Here is a 21,168-nt window from a genome sequence, read left to right as displayed (position 1 = left end):
CTCTCAGACCTTGGATGCGATAATCTGTTTCATGGCATCCAGGCTCTGCTCAAAGTTGAGCTCAGAGGTGTCCAGCAGAACGGCGTCGTCGGCCTGCTTCAGCGGGGCAGCCTCGCGGTGGGTGTCCTGATAATCGCGCTGCTTCACATCTTCCAGCACCTTTTCAAAGGAGATGTCCACGCCCTTCTCCTGATACTCCTTCCAGCGGCGTCTGGCGCGGGCCTCCGGGGCGGCGGTCAGGAAGATCTTCACGGTCGCATGGGGCAGCACCACCGTACCGATGTCGCGGCCGTCCATCAGAACGTTCTGGGTCCGGGTCATATCGCGCTGCTGATCCAGCAGGAAAGCGCGGACTGCCGGGTTGGCCCCCACAGCCGAAGCCGCCATGCCCACCTCATCGGTGCGGATGAGCCGGCTGACGTCCTCCCCGTTCAGGTAGATGTGCTGTTCGCCGTCCACCGAATCCAGCCGCAGCGAGATCTCCGGCAGCAGTGCGTTGACGGCCTCGTTGTCCTTGGGGTCTTTGCCCGCGCGCAGTGCATACAGGCCGATGGTGCGGAACATCGCACCGGTATCCACATAAATGTAGCCCAGCTCAGCCGCCAGACGGCGCGCCAGCGTGGATTTGCCCGCACCTGCAGGCCCATCGATCGCAACAGAAATCATGTGTATGTCTCCTTCTATATAAATTATAAATTATTTGCAAAACTCTGTGCTGTGCAGAACGCGATCTGCAAATTGTAGCCGCCGGTGTAGGCATCCACGTCCAGCACCTCGCCTGCAAAATAGAGGCCCAGCGCCTTCTTGCTCTGCATGGTCTTGGGGTCAACCTCCCGCACCGACACGCCGCCCGACGTGATGACCGCATGGGCCAGGTCGCCGCGGGCATCAATGGGCACCTTCCAGTGCTTGCACAGCTGCACCAGCTCCCGCTTCTGCTCGCGGGTGATCTGGTTGGCTCTGGTGGCCGGGTCGATGCCCCAGCGGGCCACCATGACCGGCTGCATACTGGACGGCAGCAGCTTGACCAGCGCCCCCTGCGCCGCGTGGTTCGCCAACAGGGCAAAATCGCGGGTGATGCGGTCGTAGAGCTGCTCCTCGCTCAGGGCGGGCTTCAGGTCGATCTCCGCATGGTAGCGGTGCTTTTTCATGTCACCGAGGTGGCTGGATGCGCTCAGCGTCAGCGGGCCGCTGATGCCGAAGTGGGTAAACAGCATCTCGCCCTGCTCGTCGAAGATGGCCTTGCCGTCCTCAAACAGGGTCAGCGTCACATTTTTCAGGGCCAGCCCCATCATCTTCTTGCAGTCCGGGTCATGGCTGACCAGACTCACCAGGCTGGGCACCGGCTCCACGATGGTGTGCCCGGCCTGCTCGGCCAGTTTGTAGCCGTCGCCGGTGGAGCCAGTCGTCGGGTAGCTCAGGCCGCCCGTAGCCACCAGCACGGCATCGGCGCGGTACTCCCTGCCGGAGGTTCCCCGCACCCCGACGCAGCGGCAGGCCGCACCGGGCTTTTTCTTTTTGGGGTGGCGCGGGTTCTCCGGCATCGCAGGGGCTGCCTCCTCAACCGGGGCCAGCGGCTCCAGCAGCAGTTTTTGGGCCCCGTCGCGGACGATGCGGGCCTCCTCGGCGTAGCGCAGCAGCGCCTGGCGGATCTCCTCGGCCCGGTCTGACACCGGGAACACCCGGCGGCCCCGCTCGACCTTCAGTTCCACGCCCAGCCCCTCAAACAGCTCCATCGTTCTGGCTGGCGGGAACGCCCCCAGCGAGGAGAACAGGAAGCGCGGATTGGTCCGCACATGGCGCAGGAACTCCTCCGCTGTGCAGTCGTTGGTCACGTTGCAGCGGCCCTTGCCGGTGACGAGGATCTTCTGGCCGGGCTTTTCCATGTGCTCCAGCACCGTCACCTCGTGCCCCTGCCGCACCGCGGCACCCGCCGCCATCAGCCCGGCCGCACCGCCGCCCACGATCAACACCTTTGCCATCCTGCTTCCTCCTGTGTTCACGCTCTGTCGAAACTTGTTCTATTGTATCATACCAGAATCGGCTTCCAAATGCAATCGCTTCCCGGCCCGGAACTGCTGGAAATCCCCACACAAAAAAGCCCGCCGGGGGCTTTTTCCCTCCGGCGGGCCGCTGATTCAGTTCCTGCACGCTGCGGGGTCCAGATAGCTGTCGCCCTGCTTCACTTCCAGATGCAGGTGGCTCTCCTCGGCGCACTCGCAGCTCACGCTGCCCACGGTGCCGAGCACCTGCCCGGCCGACACGGTGTCGCCTTCCTTCACCTTGGGGCTGGCCACACCGCAGAGCCGCCAGACGCGGCCCGCGCTGTCCTTCACGGCCACGACCGGCCCCCAGCTGCCATCGGCACCAGCGAGCACCACGCTGCCGTCCACCGGGGAAGGAACTGCTTCGCCCTCGCGGGCTGCATAGTCGATGCCGTTGTGGGTGCGCCAGTCGCCCAGCGTCTTGTTGTACACCAGCTCATCGCCGCTGTAGGCGTTCAACACTCTGCCAAAGATGGGCTGCGTGGAAGCAGGCGCTGCCGAACTGCTGGCAGGCGAGGATGCGCCTTGCAAGGCGGAGGGTTCGCGCACCGAACCAGAGCCAGACGCCTGCCCAGACGAGGCAGCAGACGACGCCGAAGACCCGGCTCTGGGGGCCGGGTCGGCCTTGGGGACATTGGCCACACTGTTTGCGGCGGGCGTAGTAGGCTGCTGCCATTCGGGATATTCCTCCTCCGGGATGATCGTCAGGTCTTCGTCGATGCCGGGCAGGGTCGAAGTGCTGTCCGGCTGGTTCAGGCCGTCAAGGTTCTCCTTCAGCTCGTCCCGGACGGTGCGCACGGCCCAGACGCCCGCCGCAGCCGCGGCCACCAGACAGGCCAGCAGCGCCAGCGCAAACCCCTTGTCCCGCAGAAATCTTTTGAGTTGTTCCATGGTTCGTTACTCCAATCATCGTTTGTGTACGGTCCAAATTCTGATTGTAGTGTGCGATGGCTGCGCAGGGTTTATTCAGTTGTTCCTATAAAAAATAAGGGATGTGCCCGGCGGGCACATCCCTTATTTTTTAGGATCGTCAGTTGCGGCGGCGGTTGTTGCCCAGCAGACGGACGACATACAGGAAGATGTTGATGAAGTCCAGATACAGGGTCAGCGCACCGTAGATGGAAGCTTTTTCCGCCATTTCGGCGTCGGCAGCGTAGTAGCTGTACATCTGCTGCAGCTTCTGGGTATCGTAGGCGGTCAGCAGCATGAAGACCACCAGGCCGATGCCGCAGTAGAGCACCGAGCCGCCAAAGCCAAAGCCGAACAGCATCCCGACAAAACCGGTGATGAGCATGGCCACCAGTGCCATCATCAGGCGGGGCCCCCAGCCGGTCAGGTCTTTGTGGGTAGTGGTGCCGTAGACGGCCATCAGGCCGAAGTACAGCGCCGTAGAAAGAAAGGCTAAGATCAGCGTCCCCACCGAGAAGGCGAGGAAGTAGTAGCTGAGCACCATGCCGTTGAGCAGCGCGTACCCGAAGAAGGTCGCCCTCGCCCCCTGCACCGACATGGTCTGTACACGGGAGCTGAGCACGAACACGAGGGCCAGCTCAGCGATGGTGAGCACAAGGTAAAGCGAATCGACCAGATACAGCAGCGGAGTTGTCGCAGTGATATAGGCCATTGCAAAGGTGATGAGCAGCCCGCTGGCCATCCAGCGGTAGGTGCGGGTCATATAGTCCGATGCGCTCATCGTAGGCTCCGCATAGCCGCGGTCATAATTTCTGTAATCCATGGTAAGGTCCTCCCATCTTGTTCCGGAGCCTTGCCCCGGTCTACGAAATATAGTATACTGCATAGAAATGAACGTTTCATGAAAAAGGCTGTGATATTTCGTGTCTCTTGGACTTTATCTCCACATTCCCTACTGTTTTTCCAAATGCAGGTACTGCGATTTCTATTCCGCACCCGGCCAGCGGGGCGTCCCCTCGGCATACGTGGACGCCCTGCTGCGGGAGCTGCACCGCTTTTCGCCGGATGCCCCGCTCCGCCCGGACACCCTCTATTTCGGCGGCGGCACCCCCAGCCTGCTGGCCCCGGAGGATGCCGCCCGGCTGATCGCGGCAGCGTCTCCCCTTCCCGGTGCCGAGATCACGCTGGAAGCCAACCCGGAAACGGTCACCGAGGCATCGCTCTGCGCCTTCCGGGAAGCCGGCATCAACCGCATCTCCTTCGGCGTCCAGTCCGCACGGGACAGCCAGCTGAAAACGCTGGGCCGCCCCCACACGGCCCGGCAGGCGCGGGCGGCATTCGCAGCCGCGCGGCGGGCAGGCTTCGAGAACATCAGCGGCGACATCATGCTGGCCCTGCCCCATTATACGCAGGCGGAGTTCGACGAGACGCTGGAACTGATTGAAAGCGGCGGTGCCACCCACATCTCGGCTTATCTGCTCAAGATCGAGCCGGACTCCGCGTTTGGCCGGCATCCGCCGGAGGGGCTGCCCTCCCCGGACGAAGCGGCGGACTTTTATCTCTATGCCGTCGAGCAGCTGGAACACCATGGCTACCAGCAGTACGAGATCTCCAACTTTGCAAAGCCCGGCTATGAGGGGAAGCACAACCTCATCTATTGGGACTGCGGCGACTACCTCGGCCTCGGCCCGGCGGCGCACTCCTGCATGGGCGGCAGGCGGTTCTATTACCCCGCCGACACCGAAGCCTTCCTTCACGACACCGCCGCCCCCATTCTGGACGGCGGCTGCGGCGCAGAGGATTATCTCATTTTACAGCTGCGTCTGCGCAAGGGGCTGGACCTGGTGCAGTACAAGGCCCGCTTCGGGAAGGAATTTTCCACTTCGCAGCTGGCCTTTGTCAAAAACTGCGTCAAGAACGGCTATGCGTCCTTTGATGGCCGCACCCTCGCGCTGACCCCCGCCGGGCTGATCGTGCAGAACAGCATCCTGGCAGAATTGTTATAATTCCATCACCCGCCACCCCAGCTCCTGAATGGCCTCCTGATCGTGGGTGGCCAGCAGAACGACCTTTTCGCCGCAGCGCTCCTTCAGTAGCGCTGCGGCTTTTTTCATGGTGTCGGGGTCCATGCCGGTGAACGGCTCGTCCAGCAGCAGGGTGTCGCTCTCGGCCCAGAGTGCCCGCAGCAGGGCCGCACGGCGTTTCTGCCCGCCGGACAGCTTTCGTGCCGGGAGCGAGAGGGCGGCTTCATCCAATCCAATTTGTAAAAAGTCATTATGGATTTGCTCTCTGTATTTCGTTTTTCCCTCCGGGAGCACCAGTTCCACGTTCTGGATGGCGTTCAGCTGGGGGCAGAGCCGGTCTTCCTGAAAGACAGCCCCCACCTTCCCCACGCCGGTCACGGTGCCGGAGGTAGGCACTTCCAGCCCCATGAGGATGCGGAGCAGGGTCGTTTTGCCCCACCCGCTGGGTGCCCAGAGGATGACCGGGCCGGTAACGGTCAGGTCCAGCGCTTCGAAGAGCGTTTTTTCTCCGAATCGTTTTGTCAGATTCGAAATTTCCAGTTTGTATTGCATTTTATACACCCTCTTCCCCCAGCACACGGGCCACGGCTCTGTCCAGCAGGGCCAGGAAAAGCTTTTCGAACACTGCGCTCAGCAGGATGATGACAAAAGTCCAGGCGAACAGCTCCCCGGTGGACAGGGTGATCTTGGCCCGGTACAGCGCATCGCCGATGCTGCCGTCAGGCAGGCCGATGACTTCCGCCGCTACGCCGCTCTTCCAGCAGATGCCCAGTGCCACGCTGCACCCCTGCCGGAACGCCGGCAGCACAGCCGGGAGCCAGATGGCCCGCAGCCGACGCCCCAGCGGGAGCCGGAACACCTTTGCCATCTCCAGCAGCTGCACATCCGCGCTCCCGATGCCGGTGCGCACCGCGCCGTAGAGCACCGGCAGCACCATCAGAAAGCTGATGAGAACCGACAGCGAGCTTCCGCTGACCCACACCAGTGCCAGAATGATGAAGCTCGCCACCGGCGTCGCCTTCACCAGCTGCATCACCGGCGCGAGCAGGGCTTCCACCCACGCCCAGCGCCCGGCGGCCACGGCCAGCACCACGCTGGACACCGCCCCCAGCCCGAAGCCCAGCAGGATGCGCCCGGCACTGAAGCCAATGCGCTGCCAGAACTCTGCCTGGGGCAGCAGCTCCAGCAGGGTGCCCAGCGTCTGCACCGGCGACACCAGAAAGACCTCCTGCCCCACGGCCATGGCCGCAGCCTGCCAGACCGCCAGCCAGAACCCCGCCGCCGCCCACATTGCCAGGCGGCTTTTTTTCGTTTGTTTCATTGCGTTCGTCCGCTCCTTCCCGTTCCCTGTTTTTTCTTTTATAAGATAGCATATCATGTGATAGAATACAATTCTTCACCTTTCTTTTTCTTGACGTGAAGAGTTTTCGCTTCTATACTGTAAAGTAGTTCATCGGGCATCCCGCCCGGAAAGGAGGCCCTCCCCCCATGCAGAAGCTCCCCGTCAGGCAGCGCCTGCTCCTCGGTTTTACGCTGTTTTCGATGTTCTTCGGAGCCGGAAATCTGATCTTTCCGCCCCATCTCGGCGCACAGGCCGGTTCCAACTTCTGGCCTGCCTTTGCCGGGTTCGCCGTCAGCGCCATCGGCCTGCCCATCGCAGGCGTGGTGGCCGTGGCCAGAGCGGGCGGGTTCGACCAGCTGGCCAGCCGGGTCCACCCGAAATTTTCCCTCGTGTTCACCATTCTGGTCTATCTCTCCATCGGGCCATGCCTCGCCATCCCCCGCACAGCCAGCACCTCGTTCGAGATGCTGGTGCCTCTGGTGGGCGGCGGGCGCGGTCTGCAGCTGGGCTACTCCATCGTTTTCTTTGCAGCGGCGTTCCTCGTGGCACTCCATCCGGAAAAGCTCACCGACCGGCTGGGCCGCGTCCTCTGCCCGGCCCTCATCGCGCTGATCTTCGTCCTGTTCGCGGGCTGTCTGCTCCACCCTGTGGCCGCGCAGTACGGCTCCCCTGCCGCCGCCTATGCCCGTCTGCCCGCATTTGAAGGCATTCTGGGCGGCTACCAGACCATGGACGCCCTTGCGGGGCTGAACTTCGGGGCCGTCCTCGCGCTCAACATCCAGGCCCTCGGCGTCACCGAGGAAAACGCCATCCGTCAGAACACCATCCGGGCGAGCTTCCTCGCGGGCGGGCTACTGCTGGTCATCTACGCCATGCTGGGCCATGTGGGCGCGCTGACCGGTGCCGCCGCGCCGGACTGCACCACCGGCGCCGAAGTCCTCTCTGCCCTTGCCAGCGCCCTGTTCGACCGGGCCGGGCAGCTGCTTTTAGCGGCCATCTTTCTCATCGCCTGCTTCAACACCTGTGTGGGGCTCATCTCCTGCGTGGGGCAGTATTTCCACACCCTGCTCCCCCGCATCCCCTACCCGGCTCTCGCGGGCTTTTTCGCCGCCGCCAGTATGCTCATCTCCAACATCGGGCTGGCGGGCATCATCCGGCTGTCCACCCCGGTTCTGGGCGCACTGTATCCGGCGGCCATCGTGCTCATCGCGCTGTCGTTCCTGCCCAAAGCGTTCCAGAAGCGGAGCGTCTACGTCTGCACCGTCGCACTGACGGCCGTGCAGAGCGTCCTTGCGGCCCTGCCGTTCACCGCAGCCTTCGTCACCGCCCTGCCGCTGGGGGCCTATGGCTTCGGCTGGGTCGTCCCGGCAGCGGCGGGACTTCTGGTCGGGTTCCTGTTCCCATGAAAAAGTGCCGTGCGGCTGCACGGCACTTTTTTATGGAAGTCCTGTTTACTTCAGCGAGTTGACCAGGCGCTGGAATGCCTTCTGCACACGCTTGGCCACCGTGGCCTCGGTGTAGTAGAAGTTTGCATCCGGCAGCTTGCCGCCCACGGCGGCGGGCGAAGCGTCATAGAGCACCTGCAGATAGGCGTTGACGTCTGCCTTCATCTCGTCGCCGATGCGGTAGACGATGTTGCACTTGGGCAGCGCCTTCTTCGCGATGGCTGCCTTGGCCACCACGCCGACCTTCTCGCAGAGTGCGGCGGTGCCGTCCAGATCGTCGTTGGCGGCATCCACGCTCTTCTGGTAGTCCTTCAGGAAGTTGATGACCTCCTCCGGGTGCTCCTCTGCGTAGGCGGTGCGCACCACCGTCACGCCGGTGATGAGCTGGGTGTCGCAGACCTTGTTCCACTCCTTGGTCAGGTCCAGCACGATGCGCAGGCTGCTGTCCTTCATCTGGGCGGCAGTCACATAGGGCTGGGGCAGCACAGCGATGGCGTCTTTCTTCGTGGCAGCCATCTGGGCAGTCACCTCAGATGCCTCGCTGTAATATTCGATCTTCACATCCTTGTCGGGGTCGATGCCGTTCTTCCGGAGCAGATAGCGCAGCACATACTCCGGGGTAGTCCCCTTGCCGGTGGACAGGATGGTACGGCCCTTCAGGTCTGCAAAGCGGTGGACGGTGTCGCCCTTTTCCACCACATACAGCACGCCCAGCGTGTTCACGGCCATGACCTGGATGCCGCCGTTGGTCTTCTGGTAAAGGGTGGCGGCGAGGTTGGCCGGGATGGCGGCGATGTCCACTTCGCCCTTGATGAGCTTGGGCACGACCTCATCGGCGGCACCGTAGAGCTGCAGGTCGTAGTTCTGGGAAGCCGTTCCGTTCTTTTCCATGGCCAGCAGATTCACCAGACCCATGGTGGTGGGGCCTTTCAGGCCGGCCACCCGGACGGTGGTGTTCGTCTTGGCCGATGCCCCGCAGGCCAGCATCCCGACGAGCAGCGCCGCCGACAGCAGCAGGGATGTCAGTTTTTTCATCATTGTGTTGTTCCTTCCTCTCTTGATCTGTTCCAATCGTGAACAAATTTGCAAATTTTTCGAAAAACATTTGCTTTACAGGCTCAAGTTTACTATAATAGAGCCAAAAATACCGTTGCACGCGCAACGGAATCGCCAGTGGGCGGTGAGGGCCCGGAGAAAACCTCACAGGACGGCTATGGAAAACATTCTTCCTTTGTTACGATCGACCTCTCTTTTCACCGGCATCGAAGACGACGCGCTCCGCGTTCTGCTGAGCGAGCTGGGTGCGGTGATCCGCAGCTACGGCAAGGGCGAAGCTCTGGTGCAGGCGGGGATGCCCAACCGCCGGGTGGGCATCGTGCTCACCGGCAGCATCGAAGCCTACCGCCCTGCGCCGGGCGGGGCCCGTGTGCCCATCACCCGGATGGGGCCGGGCGGCATCTTCGGCGATGTGCTGGGCGGCTCCAGTCTGGACAGCCCCGTCACCGTGGTGGCAGCTTCCAGCTGCGAGGTGCTGCTCTTCCCCTATGAGCGGCTGCTCCTCTCGGACGGCAGCGCCGCCCACCAGCAGGCGCTGCAGAACCTTGTGCGCACCATCAGCGACAAGTATTTCCTGCTCTCCCGCCGGGTGGACCTGCTGGTGCTGAAAAGCCTGCGGGCCAAGGTCTGCGCCTACCTGCTCAGTGAGGCTGAGCAGCAGGGCAGCCTGACCTTTTCCATCCCCTTCTCCCGCATCCAGCTGGCCGACTACCTCAACTGCGACCGCAGCGCCCTCTCGCGGGAGCTGAGCCTGATGCAGCGCGACGGCCTGCTGGACACCTACCGTTCCAGCTTCAAGCTGCTGCAGCCGGATGCGCTGCGGCAGATGGTGCTCTGACGGCCCGTTCCTGCGTACAATCCATAAAACGAGGTAACATTCATGTCCAAACCAATTCTCTGGATCGTCATTCCCTGTTACAACGAGGAAAAGGTCCTGCCCATCACAGCCCCGATGTTTTTGCAGAAGCTCCAGTCGCTGGCCGAAAAGGGCCTTGTCAGCGACAAGAGCCGGGTGCTCTTCGTCAACGACGGCTCCCGCGATTCCACCTGGGAGCTCATCTGCCGGTTCGCAAAGGAAGATGAACACTTCATCGGCATCTCCCAGAGCCGGAACCGCGGCCACCAGAACGCCGTGCTGGCCGGGCTGATGGAGGCCAAGGCCAGCGACTGCGACGTCACCATCTCCATCGACTGCGACGGGCAGGACGACATCAACGCCATGGACGAGATGGTGCAGAAGTATCTGGACGGTGCCGAGGTAGTCTACGGTGTGCGCAGCCGCCGCGACACCGACACCTTCTTCAAGCGGTTCACCGCCGAGGGGTTCTACCACCTGATGAACGCTCTGGGGGCCGACATCGTCTTCAACCATGCCGACTACCGGCTCATCAGCGCCCGTGTGCTGGAGAGCTTTGCGGACTATAAAGAAGTCAACATCTTCCTGCGCGGCATGGTGCCGCTGGTGGGCTTTCCCAGTGCGACCGTAAGCTACGAGCGCCACGAGCGTCTGGCCGGCGAGAGCCACTACCCCCTGCGCAAGATGCTGGCACTGGCCTTTGACGGCATCACCAGCCTGTCCAACAAGCCCATCCGGCTCATCACCGGCGCAGGCATCGTCGTCAGCCTCATCAGCTTCATCGGCGTCATCTGGGCCATCGTGCAGGCGGCGCTGGGCAGCGTGGTGGCAGGCTGGGCCTCCACCATCTGCATCGTCTGCTTCGTGGGCGGCGTCCAGCTCATCTGCCTGGGCGTCATCGGCGAATACATCGGCAAAATCTACATGGAGACCAAGGCGCGCCCCCGCTACATCATCAGTGAGCGCACCTGGGCCCCGTATGAAAGGAAGTATCACGGATGAGCAAACAGAGCTGGAAAGGCAGTACCCTGCTGAACCCGGAGCCGCCGGTGCTGGTCTCCTGCGGCGGGCTGGAGACCCCCAACCTCATCACCATCGGCTGGACGGGCACCATCTGCACCCAGCCCAGCATGGTATCCATCAGCGTCCGGCCGGAGCGGTTCAGTCACCACCTCATCCGGGAGAGCGGGCAGTTCGCCATCAACCTGCCCACGGAGGAACTGGTCCGCTCGGTGGACTGGTGCGGCGTCAAAAGTGGCCGGGATGTGGACAAATTCGCCGCCTGCGGGCTCCATGCAGCCCCCGGCACAGTCCTGACCGACTGCCCCATCCTCGAAGAAAGCCCGGTCAACCTCGAATGCCGGGTCACGCAGGTCATCCCGCTGGGCAGCCATGACCTCTTTCTGGCAGAGGTCGTAGCCTGCGATGTGGACGAGAGCCTGCTGGACGAGAACGGCAAGCTCTGCCTCGACAAGGCCCGGCTCATCGTCTACAGCCACGGCGAGTACCTGAGCCTCGGCAAAAAGCTGGGCACCTTCGGCTACAGTGTGCGGAAAAAGAAAACGCGGCGGAAATGACTCCCGCCGCACTTGACAAAAACGATAAAACGCACTATACTAAAATCAAAGAAGGCACTGCGACAAGCGGTTGACCTCTTGCTATCAGGTTAGTTCAAAAATTGAACCGTCGCCTTTGCCGAGGTGGCGGTTCAGCGTTTTTTCACGATAATGGTGATCGTAAATTCACCAATATGGAATGTAATACGCATTGCCTCACCCCCTTTCGGGAAGTGTAGGCCAACCGCCTGCCGTATGTGCAGTGCCTTGCTACCTAAGTAGCAGATTCAGTATAGCATAGATTTCGACAAGATGCAACAAAAGCGGGAAACACGGAAGCGTTTCCCGCTTTTGTTTATTGTTCCAGCAATTCGGTCAGGCAGCGCACCGTCCGGCCATGATTTCCGGTCACGGTCTCGGCGTGGAGCAGGCTGCTCAGAACGCTTTCCTCCACGCACTCCGCCACCGCGCGGAAGAGCGGGTTGATGGCGTCATCGTGGAGGATGGCCATAGGCAGGATGGCCGTGTCGGCGTAATGCGGCATCCGGTTGGCCGTGGTAAAGGCGATCACGATCTCGCCGCTGCCGTTGCCGCAGTAGGAGCCGGTGCGGGACAGGCCCACCAGCGCCCGGTGGCAGAGCCGCCGCAGCTGGCGCTCGCTGAGCGGGATGTCCGTAGCCAGCACCGTGATGATGGAGCCTTTGTCCTCAGGGGGCGGGATCTTCGCATCCAGCGGCGTCTGGAGGGGCGTCCCCGCCACGACGAGGTCGTCGAAAACGGCATGGTTCGAGAGGACGAGCGCACCGATGGTGTAGGTCTTCCCGTCCAGCTCCACCTGCCGGGATGCCGACCCGATGCCGCCTTTCAGGCCGTGGCAGCGCATCCCGCGCCCGGCTCCAACGGCACCCTCGGCAAAATCGGCCCGGCAGTCGGCCAACGCGGCAAAGACATGCTCTTCGGTCACATGCAGGCCCCGGATGTCATTCAGGCCGCTGTCGTTGCACTCGCAGACGACCGGGTTCACGCTGCCGGTAGTCTCGCAAATATCCGGATTACGCTGCAGCATATACTTCACCAGTGCCGTCTCCACGGTGCCCACACTGAGGGTATTGGTGAACAGGATCGGCGTTTCCAGCGTCCCCAGCTCGTCAATCTGGACCAGGCCGGTCGTCTTGCCGAAGCCGTTGATGACATGGCTGGCCGCCAGCACCTTATCGTGGAACACATCGCCCGGATGCGGCAGCAGAGCCGTCACGCCGGTCTGGACATTGCCGTCCGCCAGTGTGCAGTGCCCCACCGTCACGCCCGGCACATCGCTGATCTTGTTCCGGGGGCCGTGCGGCAGTCTGCCGACCCGGAAGCCCCATTTGTTCGTTTCGATTCCCATTGCAGCATCCTCCTTTGGACCAGTGCTTTTATTTTTCGTGTTTCACCCGCTCCATGGCCCCCAGGTCATACGGCGTGTTCTGGTAGACATAATAGTTCAGCCAGTTCTCATACAGCAGGTGCGCATGGGCGCGCCAGCGGAAGAGGGGCGGCTGCTCCGGATCGTCGCCGGGGTAGTAGTTCTTCGGGATGGCGATGGGCAGGCCCTTTGCCACATCCCGCTTGTACTCTGCATCCAGCGTGTACTTATCATACTCCGGGTGGCCGGTCACGAAGATCTGCCGCCCGTTTTCGGTGCTCATGAGGAACGGCCCGGCCTCGTCGCTCTCGGCTAGGATGCGCAGTGCCTCGCAGCGGTCCACATCCGCGCGGGAGATGCCGGTATGGCGGCTGTGGGGGGCGTAGAACACCTCATCAAAGCCGCGGACCAGCGGGTTCGACGGGCGGGTGACCCGGTGCTCGAACACGCCGAACATCTTCTGGGGCAGGATCTCCTTCCGGACGCCGTAGTGATAGTACAGGCCCGCCTGTGCACCCCAGCAGACATGCAGGGTGGAGTAGACATTCGTCTCGCTGAAGTCCATGATCTCGCACAGCTCCGGCCAGTAATCCACCTGTTCAAACGCCATCGTCTCCACCGGTGCGCCGGTGATGATCATGCCATCGTAGCGGTTGTTCTTCACTTCATCAAAGGTCTTGTAAAAGGCCTCCAGATGCGCCGCGGAGACATGGGTGGCCGCGTGGCTGGCCGTCTGGAGCAGGGTCATGTGGACCTGCAGCGGCGTGTTGGCCAGCAGCCGGGCGATCTGGGTCTCGGTGGCGATCTTGGTCGGCATCAGGTTCAGGATCAGGATCTCCAGCGGGCGGATGTGCTGGGAGGCCGCCCGCTCCCGGTGCATGACGAAGACATTCTCCTCATAGAGGGCGTCGTAGGCGGGGAGCGTTTTGGGGATGATCAGGGGCATGACGATTTCTCCTTCGGGATCAGATTTTGTCGAGTGCCTGTGCGATATCCGCGATCAGGTCCTCGCTGCTTTCCAGACCGCAGCTCATCCGGACCAGCTCGGCCGGCACACCGGCAGCCTTCAGCTGCTCGTCGGTCATCTGGCGATGGGTGCTGGAAGCCGGGTTCAGGCAGCAGGTGCGGGCGTCGGCCACATGGGTCTCGATGGCAGCCAGACGCAGGGACTTCATAAAGATGCTGGCGGCTTCGCGTCCGCCGGCCAGGCCGAAGGACACCACACCGCAGCTGCCGTTGGGCAGGTACTTTTCGGCCAGCGCATGGTAGGGGCTGGACTCCAAGCCGCAGTAGTTCACATACGCCACCTTGGGGTGTGCTTCCAGGAACTTTGCCACAGCCATGCCGTTGTCGCAGTGGCGCTGCATCCGGACATGCAGGCTTTCCAGACCGAGGTTCAGCATGTAGGCGTTCATGGGCGACTGCATGGAGCCGAAGTCGCGCATCAGCTGGGCCGTGGCCTTGGTGATGAAGGCCCCTTCTTTGCCGAAGCGCTCGGCGTAGGTGATGCCATGATAGCTGTCGTCCGGGGTGCACAGACCGGGGAACTTTTCGGCGTGGGCCATCCAGTCGAATCTGCCGCTGTCCACGATGGCACCGCCCAGAACCGCTCCGTGTCCGTCCATGTACTTGGTAGTGGAATGGGTCACGATGTCCGCGCCCCACTCGAACGGGCGGCAGTTGACCGGGGTCGGGAAGGTGTTGTCCACAATGAGCGGCACCCCATGCGCGTGTGCGGCGTTTGCAAACTTTTCAATGTCCAGCACGGTCAGGGCAGGGTTGGCGATGGTCTCGCCAAAAACGACTTTGGTGTTGGGCTGGAAAGCGGCGTCCAGCTCTTCCTCGCTGCACAGCGGGTCTACGAAGGTCGCGGTGATACCCATCTTCTTCATGGTGACGGAGATGAGGTTGAAGGTGCCGCCGTAGATTGTGCTGGACGCCACGATGTGGTCGCCCGCCTCACAGAGATTGAACAGCGCGAAGAAGTTGGCAGCCTGACCGCTGCTGGTCAGCATCGCGGCCGTGCCGCCCTCCAGCTCGCAGATCTTCTTGGCCACCAGGTCGCAGGTGGGGTTCTGCAAACGGGAATAGAAATAGCCGTCGGCCTCCAGGTCGAACAGCTTGCCCATATCCTCGCTGGTGGCGTATTTGAAGGTGGTGGACTGGATGATGGGGATCTGGCGGGGCTCGCCGTTGCCGGGCGTATAACCGCCCTGCACACAGATGGTATCACGGTTCATTGTTACATACTCCTTTACTGGGTTGGTCGGAATAGCACAATTCCCCGCCGGAAGACAGACCTCCGGCGGGGAATTGAAACGTTAAATTTTTCCCTGCCGAAGGGCAGCTTTTTTTACTTGCGCAGCCGCTTATCGCTCCGGGTGGCCCACAGGGTGCCGGCGGTCTGGAAGACCTGCACCAGCAGCACCAGCAGGATGACGCAGACGATCATGATGTTCGTCTGGTAGCGGTAGTAGCCGTAGGACAGCGCGATCTTGCCCAGACCGCCGCCGCCGATGACACCGGACATGGCCGAGTAGCCCAGAATGGTGGTCAGGGCCGTGGTCATGCTGGAAATGAGGCCCGGCAGACACTCCGGGATCATGACCTTGGTGATGATCTGGAACGGCGTTGCGCCCATGCTCTGGGCCGCTTCCACCACGCCCTCGTCCAGCTCGCGCAGGCTGGTCTCCACCAGACGCGCCACGAACGGGAAGGCTGCGACCACCAGCGGCACGATGGTAGCTTTGGTGCCGACCGTCGTGCCCACGATGAGGCGGGTCAGCGGGAAAACGCAGATCATCAAAATCAGGAACGGAACGCTGCGCAGGATGTTGATGATGATATTCAGCAGGTGCATCAGCCAGCCGGGCAGGGGCAGAACACCGTCCTTATCCCCGGCCACGAGCAGGACGCCCAGCGGCAGACCGATGACCAGCGAAAAGGCCGTGGAGAGCACCGTCACATAGAACGTCTCCCAGATGGCAAAGCCATAATCTGCAATGCTCATTCGCCGGTCACCTCCTCCACCGTCACACCGGGCTGGCTGCGCATGTAGGCAGCCGCCTGTTTTGCTTCTTCTGTGTCTTTGGGCAGCTTGAGCAGCATGCTGCCGTAGCACTGGCCGCTCAGGTCGCGGGTATCGGCGCTGAGCACACTGACCAGGATGCCCTTTTCTGCCGCGAGGCTCGCCACCAGCGGCTTTGCAGCAGACGAGCCGTTGAAGGTCACGCGGACCACATGGTCGTCGGGCGCGAAGCTCGACAGGTCACGGGCCGCACTGCCGCCGTTGGGTGCCACCAGACGCCGGGCCGCTGCGGTCCTGGGGTTGGCGAAGATCTCCTTCACCTCGCCCAGCTCGACCACCACGCCGCCGTCCAGAATGGCAACGTGATCGCAGATCTCTTCCACAACGCTCATCTGGTGGGTGATGACCACCACCGTGATGCCCAGCTTCCGGTTGATGTCCTTGATGAGGGTCAGGATGGAGTGAGTGGTGTTGGGGTCCAGCGCACTGGTGGCCTCGTCGCAGAGCAGAACTTTGGGATTCGTCGCCAGTGCACGGGCAATGGCGATGCGCTGCTTCTGGCCGCCGGACAGCTGGGCCGGGTAGGCGTTGGCCTTGTCGGGCAGGCCCACCATCTCCAGAAGTTCGCGGGCGCGTTTTTCGGCGTCGGCCTTCTTCACCCCGGCCAGCTCCATGGGGAAGCAGATGTTCTTCAGGCAGCTGCGCTGCATCAGCAGATTGAACTGCTGGAAGATCATTGTGATCTCCCGGCGGCGGGCACGCAGCTCGGCGGGCGAGAGCGTTTCCATCTCCACGCCGTCAATGACGACGCTGCCCTCGGTGGGGCGTTCCAGCAGGTTGATGCAGCGCACCAGCGTGGATTTGCCCGCACCGGACATGCCGATGATGCCGTAGATGGAACCATCCGGAATGGTCAGGTTGATATCACTCAGCGCGTTGACCGCGCCGTCCTTCATCTGGAAGGTCTTGGAAAGATGTTTGATCTCGATCACGGAAATGCTCCTTTGAATCAGACGGAGAGCTTAGCCCTCGATGGGAGACAGGTCGCTCTGCTTGCCGCCGTAGATGCCCATGGGCTCGACGTGGATGCCGGCCACGGTGACCAGATGGGTGCCGTGCTCCTGGTTGAAGTCGTCCAGGTAGGGCTGATGCTGGAAGTAGTTGGTGTCGATCTGGCCGTCCTCGACGACGTTGTTGGGCTGGATGTAGTCATCGAACTCCTGGATGTCCAGGGTGATGCCCTTCTGGGCCAGGATGTCCTTGCAGATCTCCAGGATCTCGCAGTGGGGAGCCGGCGTTGCGGCGCAGCTGACGGTCTCGCCGTTCAGTGCATCGTAGTCCACGGTGGAGTCGTAGCCGTCGGTGGGGTTCTCCACGACGAAGACGACGGAGCCTGCATACTTCTCATCGATGAAGTCCTTGACCTGCTGGCTCTCCAGAGCGGCGGCCAGAGCCTTGATCTTGGGGGACTCCTGATTGCCGTCCTTGCAGACCAGAACGTTGACGTAAGCAGAAGAGCCGTCCTCGATGGCCAGTGCATCCTCCACGGGGTTCAGACCGGCAGAGATGGCGTAGTTGGAGTTGATGACGGCGTAGTCCTCATCCTGCAGAACGCTGGGCACCTGTGCAGCCTCGACCTCGTCGATGTTGACGTTGAACGGGTTCTCCTCGATGTCGTTCTTGGTGGCGGTCAGGCCGGCATCCGCCTTGACCTTGAAGAAGCCGTTCTTCTCCAGCAGAGCCAGAGCGCGGGCCTCGTTGGTGGTGTCGTTGGGCACGGCCACGCTGATCTTATCCAACTTCTTGACCACCTCGGAAGAGGCGGCCGCGGAAGAAGCGGTGCTGCTTGCGGTGGAAGAAGAACCGCCGCAGGCGGTCAGGGCAGCTGCAGCGGCAGCGATGCCGGTCACTTTCAGAAAATCACGGCGCGAAATCTTAGACATAATGTTTTCCCTCTCTTGTTGTTCCATCATTTTTTTGCACTGCGCAGCACATTTTTCTGCGCCTTGTGCAGCCGGAAGCACGAAAAAAGCGCCTCCGTCCTCGGCGGGCAACTGCCCACAAGGACGAAAGCGCATAAAACTTCCGTGGTACCACCTTGGTTCACCGCGCCCTCACGGGCCCGGCCTCGATGCTGCGGCAGCGGCTTTCTCCTCCCACTGCTTACAGCCGGACGCTGTAACGGGCGCTCCCGTCGCGGGCTTAGCACTCTTGCACTTCGCCCCCGCAGCTCCGAGACCATTTTCGGTTCCCTGTTTCCTGCCCTTTTCCACCGACCGGGCTCTCTGGAAGGATCAATGCGAAAACCTACTCTTCTCTTCACAGCCATTTTTGTGATATTGGCTTTATTCTAATCCCCTTTTCGGCATTTGTCAACCCTTTCAACGAAGTTTTTTGGTAGGGAATACCCTCTCAGGCCGCTTTGCGGCCAGCTCTCCCAAAGGGAGAGCCCTTGGCAGACCAGGCAGACCTGCGCACTGCCGCCTGCGGCTCCCGAACGGCTGGGCCCTGTCCTCATTGCCAGCAGCCGTTTGCCTGAGCAGCAAGGCCCATCGCCTTCCGGCAGCATGGGCCTGTGCAGTCAGCACGGCCAAGACCGGTTCGCCAGTGGCTCGCCCTGCGGGAGAGCTGGCAACGCCAAAGGCGTTGACTGAGAGGGCAAGACATGCTATCTTATAAATCAAGAACGTATGCCCTTTGCGGCACAGTAAGGAGAGACGCAATGAACGGCAGGGAATTGTATCCCGACGCAGAACAGCGCCGCCGCATCATGGATTTCATTATGGCGGCCGGGCAGACGCTGCTGGAAAACGGCGCGGAGGTCTTCCGCGTGGAGCAGACCATGGAGATCATGGCGCGCAGCTTCCATCTGCGGGAATTTCATGTATATGTATTGACCAACGGCATTTTTGCCAGTGCCGGCACGGCCGAGATCAGCGAGGTGCGCAACGTGCCCACCCGCACGACCCATCTGGGCCGGGTGGCTGCGGTGAACCAGCTGTCCCGTCAGATCGCAGAGGGCAGCGTGACCACCATCGACGAAGCCGAGAGCCGCCTGGTGCAGGCGCAGAACATTCCCTTCCCGAAGGGCCGGGTGCAGCTTCTGGCCGGGCTTTCGGGCGCGTTCTGCTTCGCGCTCATCTTCGGCGGCACCCTGCGGGCCGCGCTGGTCGCTGCGGTGGCGGGCTGTGCGGCCAACGCCTATCTGCTGTTCTGCGGGCGGCACCCCATAGGCGGCGGGTTCCGCACCATCTCCACCGCTTCGCTCATCACCATCCTCTGCATTCTGGGCTGCCACCTGCTCCACACCGAGGCCAGCCATGCCATCATCGGCACCCTGATGATCCTCACGCCCGGCATCGCGTTCACCATGGGCATCCGGGATTTTGTGCAGGGCGATTATCTTTCCGGCACCATCCGGATGATCGACGCGCTGCTCATCGCAGCCAGCATTGCCATCGGCACCGGTCTGGTGCTGGGGGCCTATGCCGCATGGACGGGGGTGGTGGCCGCATGAGCGAACTTCTGTTGACGAGCGAGCAGATTGGCCAGCTGGTGGCCCAGTTCTTCATCGCCGGGGCGGGCACCCTGAGCTTTGCCGTCCTCTTCGCCTCCCCCAAGCGCACCCTGCCCTACTGCGGCCTTGTCGGCGCGATGGGCTGGTTCATTTACGAGCTGGCCGTTCTCTTCGGGCTGGAAAGCTTTACCGCCTCGCTGCTGGCCGTCATCCCGCTGACGCTGCTGGCCCGCATCTTCGCCATCGTACTCAAAACGCCGGTCACCATCTTTCTGCTGGCCGGCATCTTCCCGCTGGTGCCCGGTGCCGGCATCTACTACACCGCCTACTACTTTATCCAGGGCAACAACGCTCTGGCTCTGGCCAACGGCATCTCGACGTTTAAGGTCGCCGTGGCCCTTGCCATCGGCATCGCGCTGGTGCTGGGGCTTCCGCTACCCCGCTTCAAGACCCGCCCCAAGAAATGAACAAAAACGCTCCGGCACCATGCCGGAGCGTTTTTGTTCATCAGGAGAGCAGCAGCAGCTGTGCGCCGCCTGCCATGTTCAGCTGGAAGAACGCCTTCTGGCCGTTCTCACTGTAACTGACCTGCACCGGGGTCTTGCTTCCATCGGCATGGACCTGCTGCAGGGTGTACCCCTGCACCGCAGAAGCCGGAAGCTCGATGTTCGCCGTGACATCCGAGTCCATCACACGGGCATCGGTGACGACCGTGTTGCTCTTGACCTTGCCGCACTTGGTGCAGACGACCTTGTTCATGCAGGTCTGGTAATAGAAGGCCACCGTCATGATCTTCGGGCCGTCCTGCAGGCTGCCCTCATAGATTTCGAGGTTGGAGAAGTTCGAGAAGGTGTTCTTCACCTTGGTCAGGCGCTGTACGGGGTCTTTTCTGCCCTCTTTGCCGCAGTGCGGGCAGAGGGTGAAGGTCTTTCCCTCCAGCGTGAAGTCGGTAGGCACACAGTCCTCACGATACTCCACGAAGGTCTTCCACTTGTGCTCGTTCTCCTTGCACTCCTTCCGGGCCGGTTCCTCTGCAACGCTGGATACGGCCCCGCCCACCAGGATGCAGACAGAAAGCCCCAGCATGGCGAGCGTTTTCAGGATTCGTTTTCTCATAGCAGTTCCTTTCTCCCTGCCGGTCTGGCAGAGCTGCGCGGTGAAATGCGGTCTGTTTTTCCGCTTTCACGCTGTTTTTTGTGCTTTCATTATACCATTTGGTGGAAAACGCTGTCAATTGTTCCTTTTTAACCGGTGCTTGCGCAGGCGGGCCGTTCGCGCTATACTGTTCTCAGAACGATCGAAAGGAGACGCTCTCATGTCTGTTATGGAAAAACTTCTCACCCGCCGCACCTACCGCCGCTTTGCGCAGAAAGCTGTCCCGCAGGATGTGGTTGAGGACATCATCGAAGCCGTCCGCCTCTCCTCCTGCGGAGCCAATCGTCAGGCCGTGCGTCTGGTGGTCGTGAACAAACCCGAAGATGTGGCCAGCGTCCAGCCGCTGGTCAAATGGGCCGCCTATCTGCCCCCGGAGCAGGGCACCCCCAAGGCCGACGAGATGCCCACTTTATATGTAGCCGTCGTGCAGGACACTGCCATCCCCGGTGACCTGAACACCGACACCGGTATCGCGCTGGCCAACATGACGCTGGCCGCGTGGGACAAGGGCGTGGGCAGCTGCATCATGGGTGCCATCAACAAGCCCGCCCTCACCGAGCTGCTCCACATCAAGGAGCCGGAAAAGCTGGCATTTATGGTGGCGTTCGGCTACCCCACCCACGAAGCCCATATCGTCCCCCTGACCGGGGAGACCGGCGTGAAGTATTATCTGGACGGCCAGAAGGACTACTGTGTGCCGAAGCGGAGTGCTGAGGAGATCGCACGGTATTTGTAAGGTCTCTCTTCGTACAACCTCTCCGTTGAGCCTGCTGCTCGGAGCCATGGCAGAGAGGTTTTTGCATATATTCATTCATTTTCCCGGTATGATT

At 61.8% G+C, this 21,168-nt stretch carries 22 protein-coding genes and 1 other annotated feature; of the genes, 8 read left to right on the top strand and 14 right to left on the bottom strand.

Translation table 11 applies throughout. The annotated features are described in order from the left end of the window. Positions 1–3: 3 nt before the first annotated feature. From cmk to J3350_RS10015, 4 genes are all read right to left on the bottom strand, one after another. Positions 4–666, bottom strand: a complete 663-nt coding sequence (cmk, locus tag J3350_RS10030) for a (d)CMP kinase (RefSeq protein WP_118553584.1) — start codon at positions 664–666, stop codon at positions 4–6. A gap of 23 nt (positions 667–689) precedes the next feature. Next, positions 690–1,982, bottom strand: a complete 1,293-nt coding sequence (locus tag J3350_RS10025; RefSeq protein ID WP_207686514.1) for an NAD(P)/FAD-dependent oxidoreductase — start codon at positions 1,980–1,982, stop codon at positions 690–692. A 156-nt stretch (positions 1,983–2,138) separates the two neighbouring features. After that, the gene (locus J3350_RS10020) at positions 2,139–2,936 is read right to left on the bottom strand and encodes a M23 family metallopeptidase (RefSeq protein ID WP_207686513.1); all 798 of its coding nucleotides are present in this window, start codon (positions 2,934–2,936) and stop codon (positions 2,139–2,141) included. 139 nt (positions 2,937–3,075) lie between these two features. Next, positions 3,076–3,777 (bottom strand): Bax inhibitor-1/YccA family protein, encoded by a 702-nt coding sequence (locus J3350_RS10015; protein WP_207686512.1) that lies wholly within the window; start codon positions 3,775–3,777, stop codon positions 3,076–3,078. A 100-nt stretch (positions 3,778–3,877) separates the two neighbouring features. On the opposite strand from J3350_RS10015, the gene hemW reads away from it, so the two are divergent. After that, positions 3,878–4,960 (top strand): radical SAM family heme chaperone HemW, encoded by a 1,083-nt coding sequence (gene hemW / locus J3350_RS10010; protein WP_207686511.1) that lies wholly within the window; start codon positions 3,878–3,880, stop codon positions 4,958–4,960. Here hemW and J3350_RS10005 read toward each other — a convergent pair. Both J3350_RS10005 and J3350_RS10000 read right to left on the bottom strand, forming a co-directional pair. Beyond that, positions 4,955–5,530, bottom strand: a complete 576-nt coding sequence (locus J3350_RS10005; protein WP_207686510.1) for an ATP-binding cassette domain-containing protein — start codon at positions 5,528–5,530, stop codon at positions 4,955–4,957. The two genes, hemW and J3350_RS10005, sit on opposite strands and share 6 nt — an antisense overlap. Before the next feature lies 1 nt (position 5,531). Then, on the bottom strand, positions 5,532–6,299 hold the full coding sequence (locus J3350_RS10000; RefSeq protein WP_207686509.1) for an ABC transporter permease: 768 nt from the start codon (positions 6,297–6,299) through the stop codon (positions 5,532–5,534). A 167-nt stretch (positions 6,300–6,466) separates the two neighbouring features. Between J3350_RS10000 and brnQ the strand changes: the two genes are divergently transcribed. Further along, complete coding sequence (gene brnQ / locus J3350_RS09995) at positions 6,467–7,726, top strand: branched-chain amino acid transport system II carrier protein (RefSeq protein ID WP_207686508.1); 1,260 nt, start codon at positions 6,467–6,469, stop codon at positions 7,724–7,726. Positions 7,727–7,771: 45 nt separating this feature from the next. Here brnQ and J3350_RS09990 read toward each other — a convergent pair whose 3' ends face one another. Continuing rightward, the gene (locus J3350_RS09990) at positions 7,772–8,800 is read right to left on the bottom strand and encodes an ABC transporter substrate-binding protein (RefSeq protein ID WP_207686535.1); all 1,029 of its coding nucleotides are present in this window, start codon (positions 8,798–8,800) and stop codon (positions 7,772–7,774) included. 178 nt (positions 8,801–8,978) lie between these two features. Between J3350_RS09990 and J3350_RS09985 the strand changes: the two genes are divergently transcribed. Genes J3350_RS09985 through J3350_RS09975 form a run of 3 tightly spaced genes read left to right on the top strand, consistent with a single transcriptional unit; the run spans position 8,979 to position 11,254 of the window. After that, a complete protein-coding gene (locus J3350_RS09985) occupies positions 8,979–9,659 on the top strand; it encodes a Crp/Fnr family transcriptional regulator (RefSeq protein WP_207686507.1) in 681 nt (226 codons plus the stop codon). Between the two features lie 42 nt (positions 9,660–9,701). Then, positions 9,702–10,679 carry a glycosyltransferase family 2 protein gene (locus tag J3350_RS09980; RefSeq protein WP_118553593.1) on the top strand — a complete coding sequence of 326 codons (978 nt, stop codon included), beginning with the start codon at positions 9,702–9,704 and terminating at the stop codon, positions 10,677–10,679. Next, on the top strand, positions 10,676–11,254 hold the full coding sequence (locus J3350_RS09975) for a flavin reductase family protein (RefSeq protein ID WP_207686506.1): 579 nt from the start codon (positions 10,676–10,678) through the stop codon (positions 11,252–11,254). Before J3350_RS09980 ends, J3350_RS09975 begins: the two co-directional genes overlap by 4 nt. Positions 11,255–11,588: 334 nt before the next feature. Here the strand turns inward: J3350_RS09975 and J3350_RS09970 are convergent, their stop codons facing one another. From J3350_RS09970 to J3350_RS09945, 6 genes are all read right to left on the bottom strand, one after another. Then, positions 11,589–12,620 carry a P1 family peptidase gene (locus tag J3350_RS09970; RefSeq protein WP_207686505.1) on the bottom strand — a complete coding sequence of 344 codons (1,032 nt, stop codon included), beginning with the start codon at positions 12,618–12,620 and terminating at the stop codon, positions 11,589–11,591. 28 nt (positions 12,621–12,648) lie between these two features. Next, complete coding sequence (gene metA, locus J3350_RS09965) at positions 12,649–13,584, bottom strand: homoserine O-succinyltransferase (RefSeq protein ID WP_207686504.1); 936 nt, start codon at positions 13,582–13,584, stop codon at positions 12,649–12,651. A gap of 19 nt (positions 13,585–13,603) precedes the next feature. After that, complete coding sequence (locus J3350_RS09960; protein WP_097791941.1) at positions 13,604–14,878, bottom strand: O-acetylhomoserine aminocarboxypropyltransferase/cysteine synthase family protein; 1,275 nt, start codon at positions 14,876–14,878, stop codon at positions 13,604–13,606. Positions 14,879–14,991: 113 nt separating this feature from the next. Beyond that, positions 14,992–15,648 carry a methionine ABC transporter permease gene (locus J3350_RS09955; protein ID WP_097791942.1) on the bottom strand — a complete coding sequence of 219 codons (657 nt, stop codon included), beginning with the start codon at positions 15,646–15,648 and terminating at the stop codon, positions 14,992–14,994. Continuing rightward, positions 15,645–16,658: a methionine ABC transporter ATP-binding protein gene (locus J3350_RS09950; RefSeq protein ID WP_207686503.1), complete on the bottom strand. Its 1,014-nt coding sequence runs from the start codon at positions 16,656–16,658 to the stop codon at positions 15,645–15,647. The genes J3350_RS09955 and J3350_RS09950 overlap by 4 nt, the downstream gene beginning before the upstream one ends. A gap of 30 nt (positions 16,659–16,688) precedes the next feature. Continuing rightward, a complete protein-coding gene (locus J3350_RS09945; protein WP_242700242.1) occupies positions 16,689–17,609 on the bottom strand; it encodes a MetQ/NlpA family ABC transporter substrate-binding protein in 921 nt (306 codons plus the stop codon). A gap of 116 nt (positions 17,610–17,725) precedes the next feature. Continuing rightward, positions 17,726–17,998, bottom strand: a binding site (T-box leader). Between the two features lie 390 nt (positions 17,999–18,388). On the opposite strand from J3350_RS09945, the gene J3350_RS09940 reads away from it, so the two are divergent. Then, positions 18,389–19,183 (top strand): threonine/serine exporter ThrE family protein, encoded by a 795-nt coding sequence (locus tag J3350_RS09940; protein ID WP_207686501.1) that lies wholly within the window; start codon positions 18,389–18,391, stop codon positions 19,181–19,183. Further along, on the top strand, positions 19,180–19,650 hold the full coding sequence (locus tag J3350_RS09935; protein ID WP_207686500.1) for a threonine/serine exporter family protein: 471 nt from the start codon (positions 19,180–19,182) through the stop codon (positions 19,648–19,650). Before J3350_RS09940 ends, J3350_RS09935 begins: the two co-directional genes overlap by 4 nt. Before the next feature lie 40 nt (positions 19,651–19,690). On the opposite strand, the gene J3350_RS09930 is transcribed toward J3350_RS09935, so the two are convergent. Next, the gene (locus tag J3350_RS09930; protein ID WP_207686499.1) at positions 19,691–20,299 is read right to left on the bottom strand and encodes a hypothetical protein; all 609 of its coding nucleotides are present in this window, start codon (positions 20,297–20,299) and stop codon (positions 19,691–19,693) included. A 199-nt stretch (positions 20,300–20,498) separates the two neighbouring features. Between J3350_RS09930 and J3350_RS09925 the strand changes: the two genes are divergently transcribed. Then, on the top strand, positions 20,499–21,074 hold the full coding sequence (locus tag J3350_RS09925) for a nitroreductase family protein (RefSeq protein ID WP_207686498.1): 576 nt from the start codon (positions 20,499–20,501) through the stop codon (positions 21,072–21,074). Positions 21,075–21,168: the final 94 nt, after the last annotated feature.

Source organism: Faecalibacterium sp. Marseille-Q3530 (assembly GCF_017377625.1).
GTDB classification, from domain to species: Bacteria; Bacillota; Clostridia; order Oscillospirales; family Ruminococcaceae; genus Faecalibacterium; species Faecalibacterium prausnitzii_E.
This window is presented reverse-complemented; position numbering and strand designations above follow the sequence as displayed.

Excerpts from the sequence above, each read along its gene's own strand:
- J3350_RS09925 (WP_207686498.1), top strand. The coding sequence starts at position 20,499 with ATGTCTGTTATGGAAAAACTTCTCACCCGCCGCACCTACCGCCGCTTT.
- J3350_RS09985 (WP_207686507.1), top strand. The coding sequence starts at position 8,979 with ATGGAAAACATTCTTCCTTTGTTACGATCGACCTCTCTTTTCACCGGC.
- J3350_RS09955 (WP_097791942.1), bottom strand. The coding sequence starts at position 15,648 with ATGAGCATTGCAGATTATGGCTTTGCCATCTGGGAGACGTTCTATGTG.
- J3350_RS09930 (WP_207686499.1), bottom strand. The coding sequence starts at position 20,299 with ATGAGAAAACGAATCCTGAAAACGCTCGCCATGCTGGGGCTTTCTGTC.
- J3350_RS09940 (WP_207686501.1), top strand. The coding sequence starts at position 18,389 with ATGAACGGCAGGGAATTGTATCCCGACGCAGAACAGCGCCGCCGCATC.
- J3350_RS09990 (WP_207686535.1), bottom strand. The coding sequence starts at position 8,800 with ATGAAAAAACTGACATCCCTGCTGCTGTCGGCGGCGCTGCTCGTCGGG.
- J3350_RS10025 (WP_207686514.1), bottom strand. The coding sequence starts at position 1,982 with ATGGCAAAGGTGTTGATCGTGGGCGGCGGTGCGGCCGGGCTGATGGCG.
- J3350_RS10015 (WP_207686512.1), bottom strand. The coding sequence starts at position 3,777 with ATGGATTACAGAAATTATGACCGCGGCTATGCGGAGCCTACGATGAGC.
- J3350_RS09935 (WP_207686500.1), top strand. The coding sequence starts at position 19,180 with ATGAGCGAACTTCTGTTGACGAGCGAGCAGATTGGCCAGCTGGTGGCC.
- brnQ (WP_207686508.1), top strand. The coding sequence starts at position 6,467 with ATGCAGAAGCTCCCCGTCAGGCAGCGCCTGCTCCTCGGTTTTACGCTG.
- J3350_RS09970 (WP_207686505.1), bottom strand. The coding sequence starts at position 12,620 with ATGGGAATCGAAACGAACAAATGGGGCTTCCGGGTCGGCAGACTGCCG.
- J3350_RS09960 (WP_097791941.1), bottom strand. The coding sequence starts at position 14,878 with ATGAACCGTGATACCATCTGTGTGCAGGGCGGTTATACGCCCGGCAAC.
- J3350_RS09980 (WP_118553593.1), top strand. The coding sequence starts at position 9,702 with ATGTCCAAACCAATTCTCTGGATCGTCATTCCCTGTTACAACGAGGAA.
- cmk (WP_118553584.1), bottom strand. The coding sequence starts at position 666 with ATGATTTCTGTTGCGATCGATGGGCCTGCAGGTGCGGGCAAATCCACG.
- J3350_RS10020 (WP_207686513.1), bottom strand. The coding sequence starts at position 2,936 with ATGGAACAACTCAAAAGATTTCTGCGGGACAAGGGGTTTGCGCTGGCG.
- metA (WP_207686504.1), bottom strand. The coding sequence starts at position 13,584 with ATGCCCCTGATCATCCCCAAAACGCTCCCCGCCTACGACGCCCTCTAT.
- J3350_RS09945 (WP_242700242.1), bottom strand. The coding sequence starts at position 17,609 with ATGTCTAAGATTTCGCGCCGTGATTTTCTGAAAGTGACCGGCATCGCT.
- J3350_RS10000 (WP_207686509.1), bottom strand. The coding sequence starts at position 6,299 with ATGAAACAAACGAAAAAAAGCCGCCTGGCAATGTGGGCGGCGGCGGGG.
- J3350_RS09975 (WP_207686506.1), top strand. The coding sequence starts at position 10,676 with ATGAGCAAACAGAGCTGGAAAGGCAGTACCCTGCTGAACCCGGAGCCG.
- J3350_RS10005 (WP_207686510.1), bottom strand. The coding sequence starts at position 5,530 with ATGCAATACAAACTGGAAATTTCGAATCTGACAAAACGATTCGGAGAA.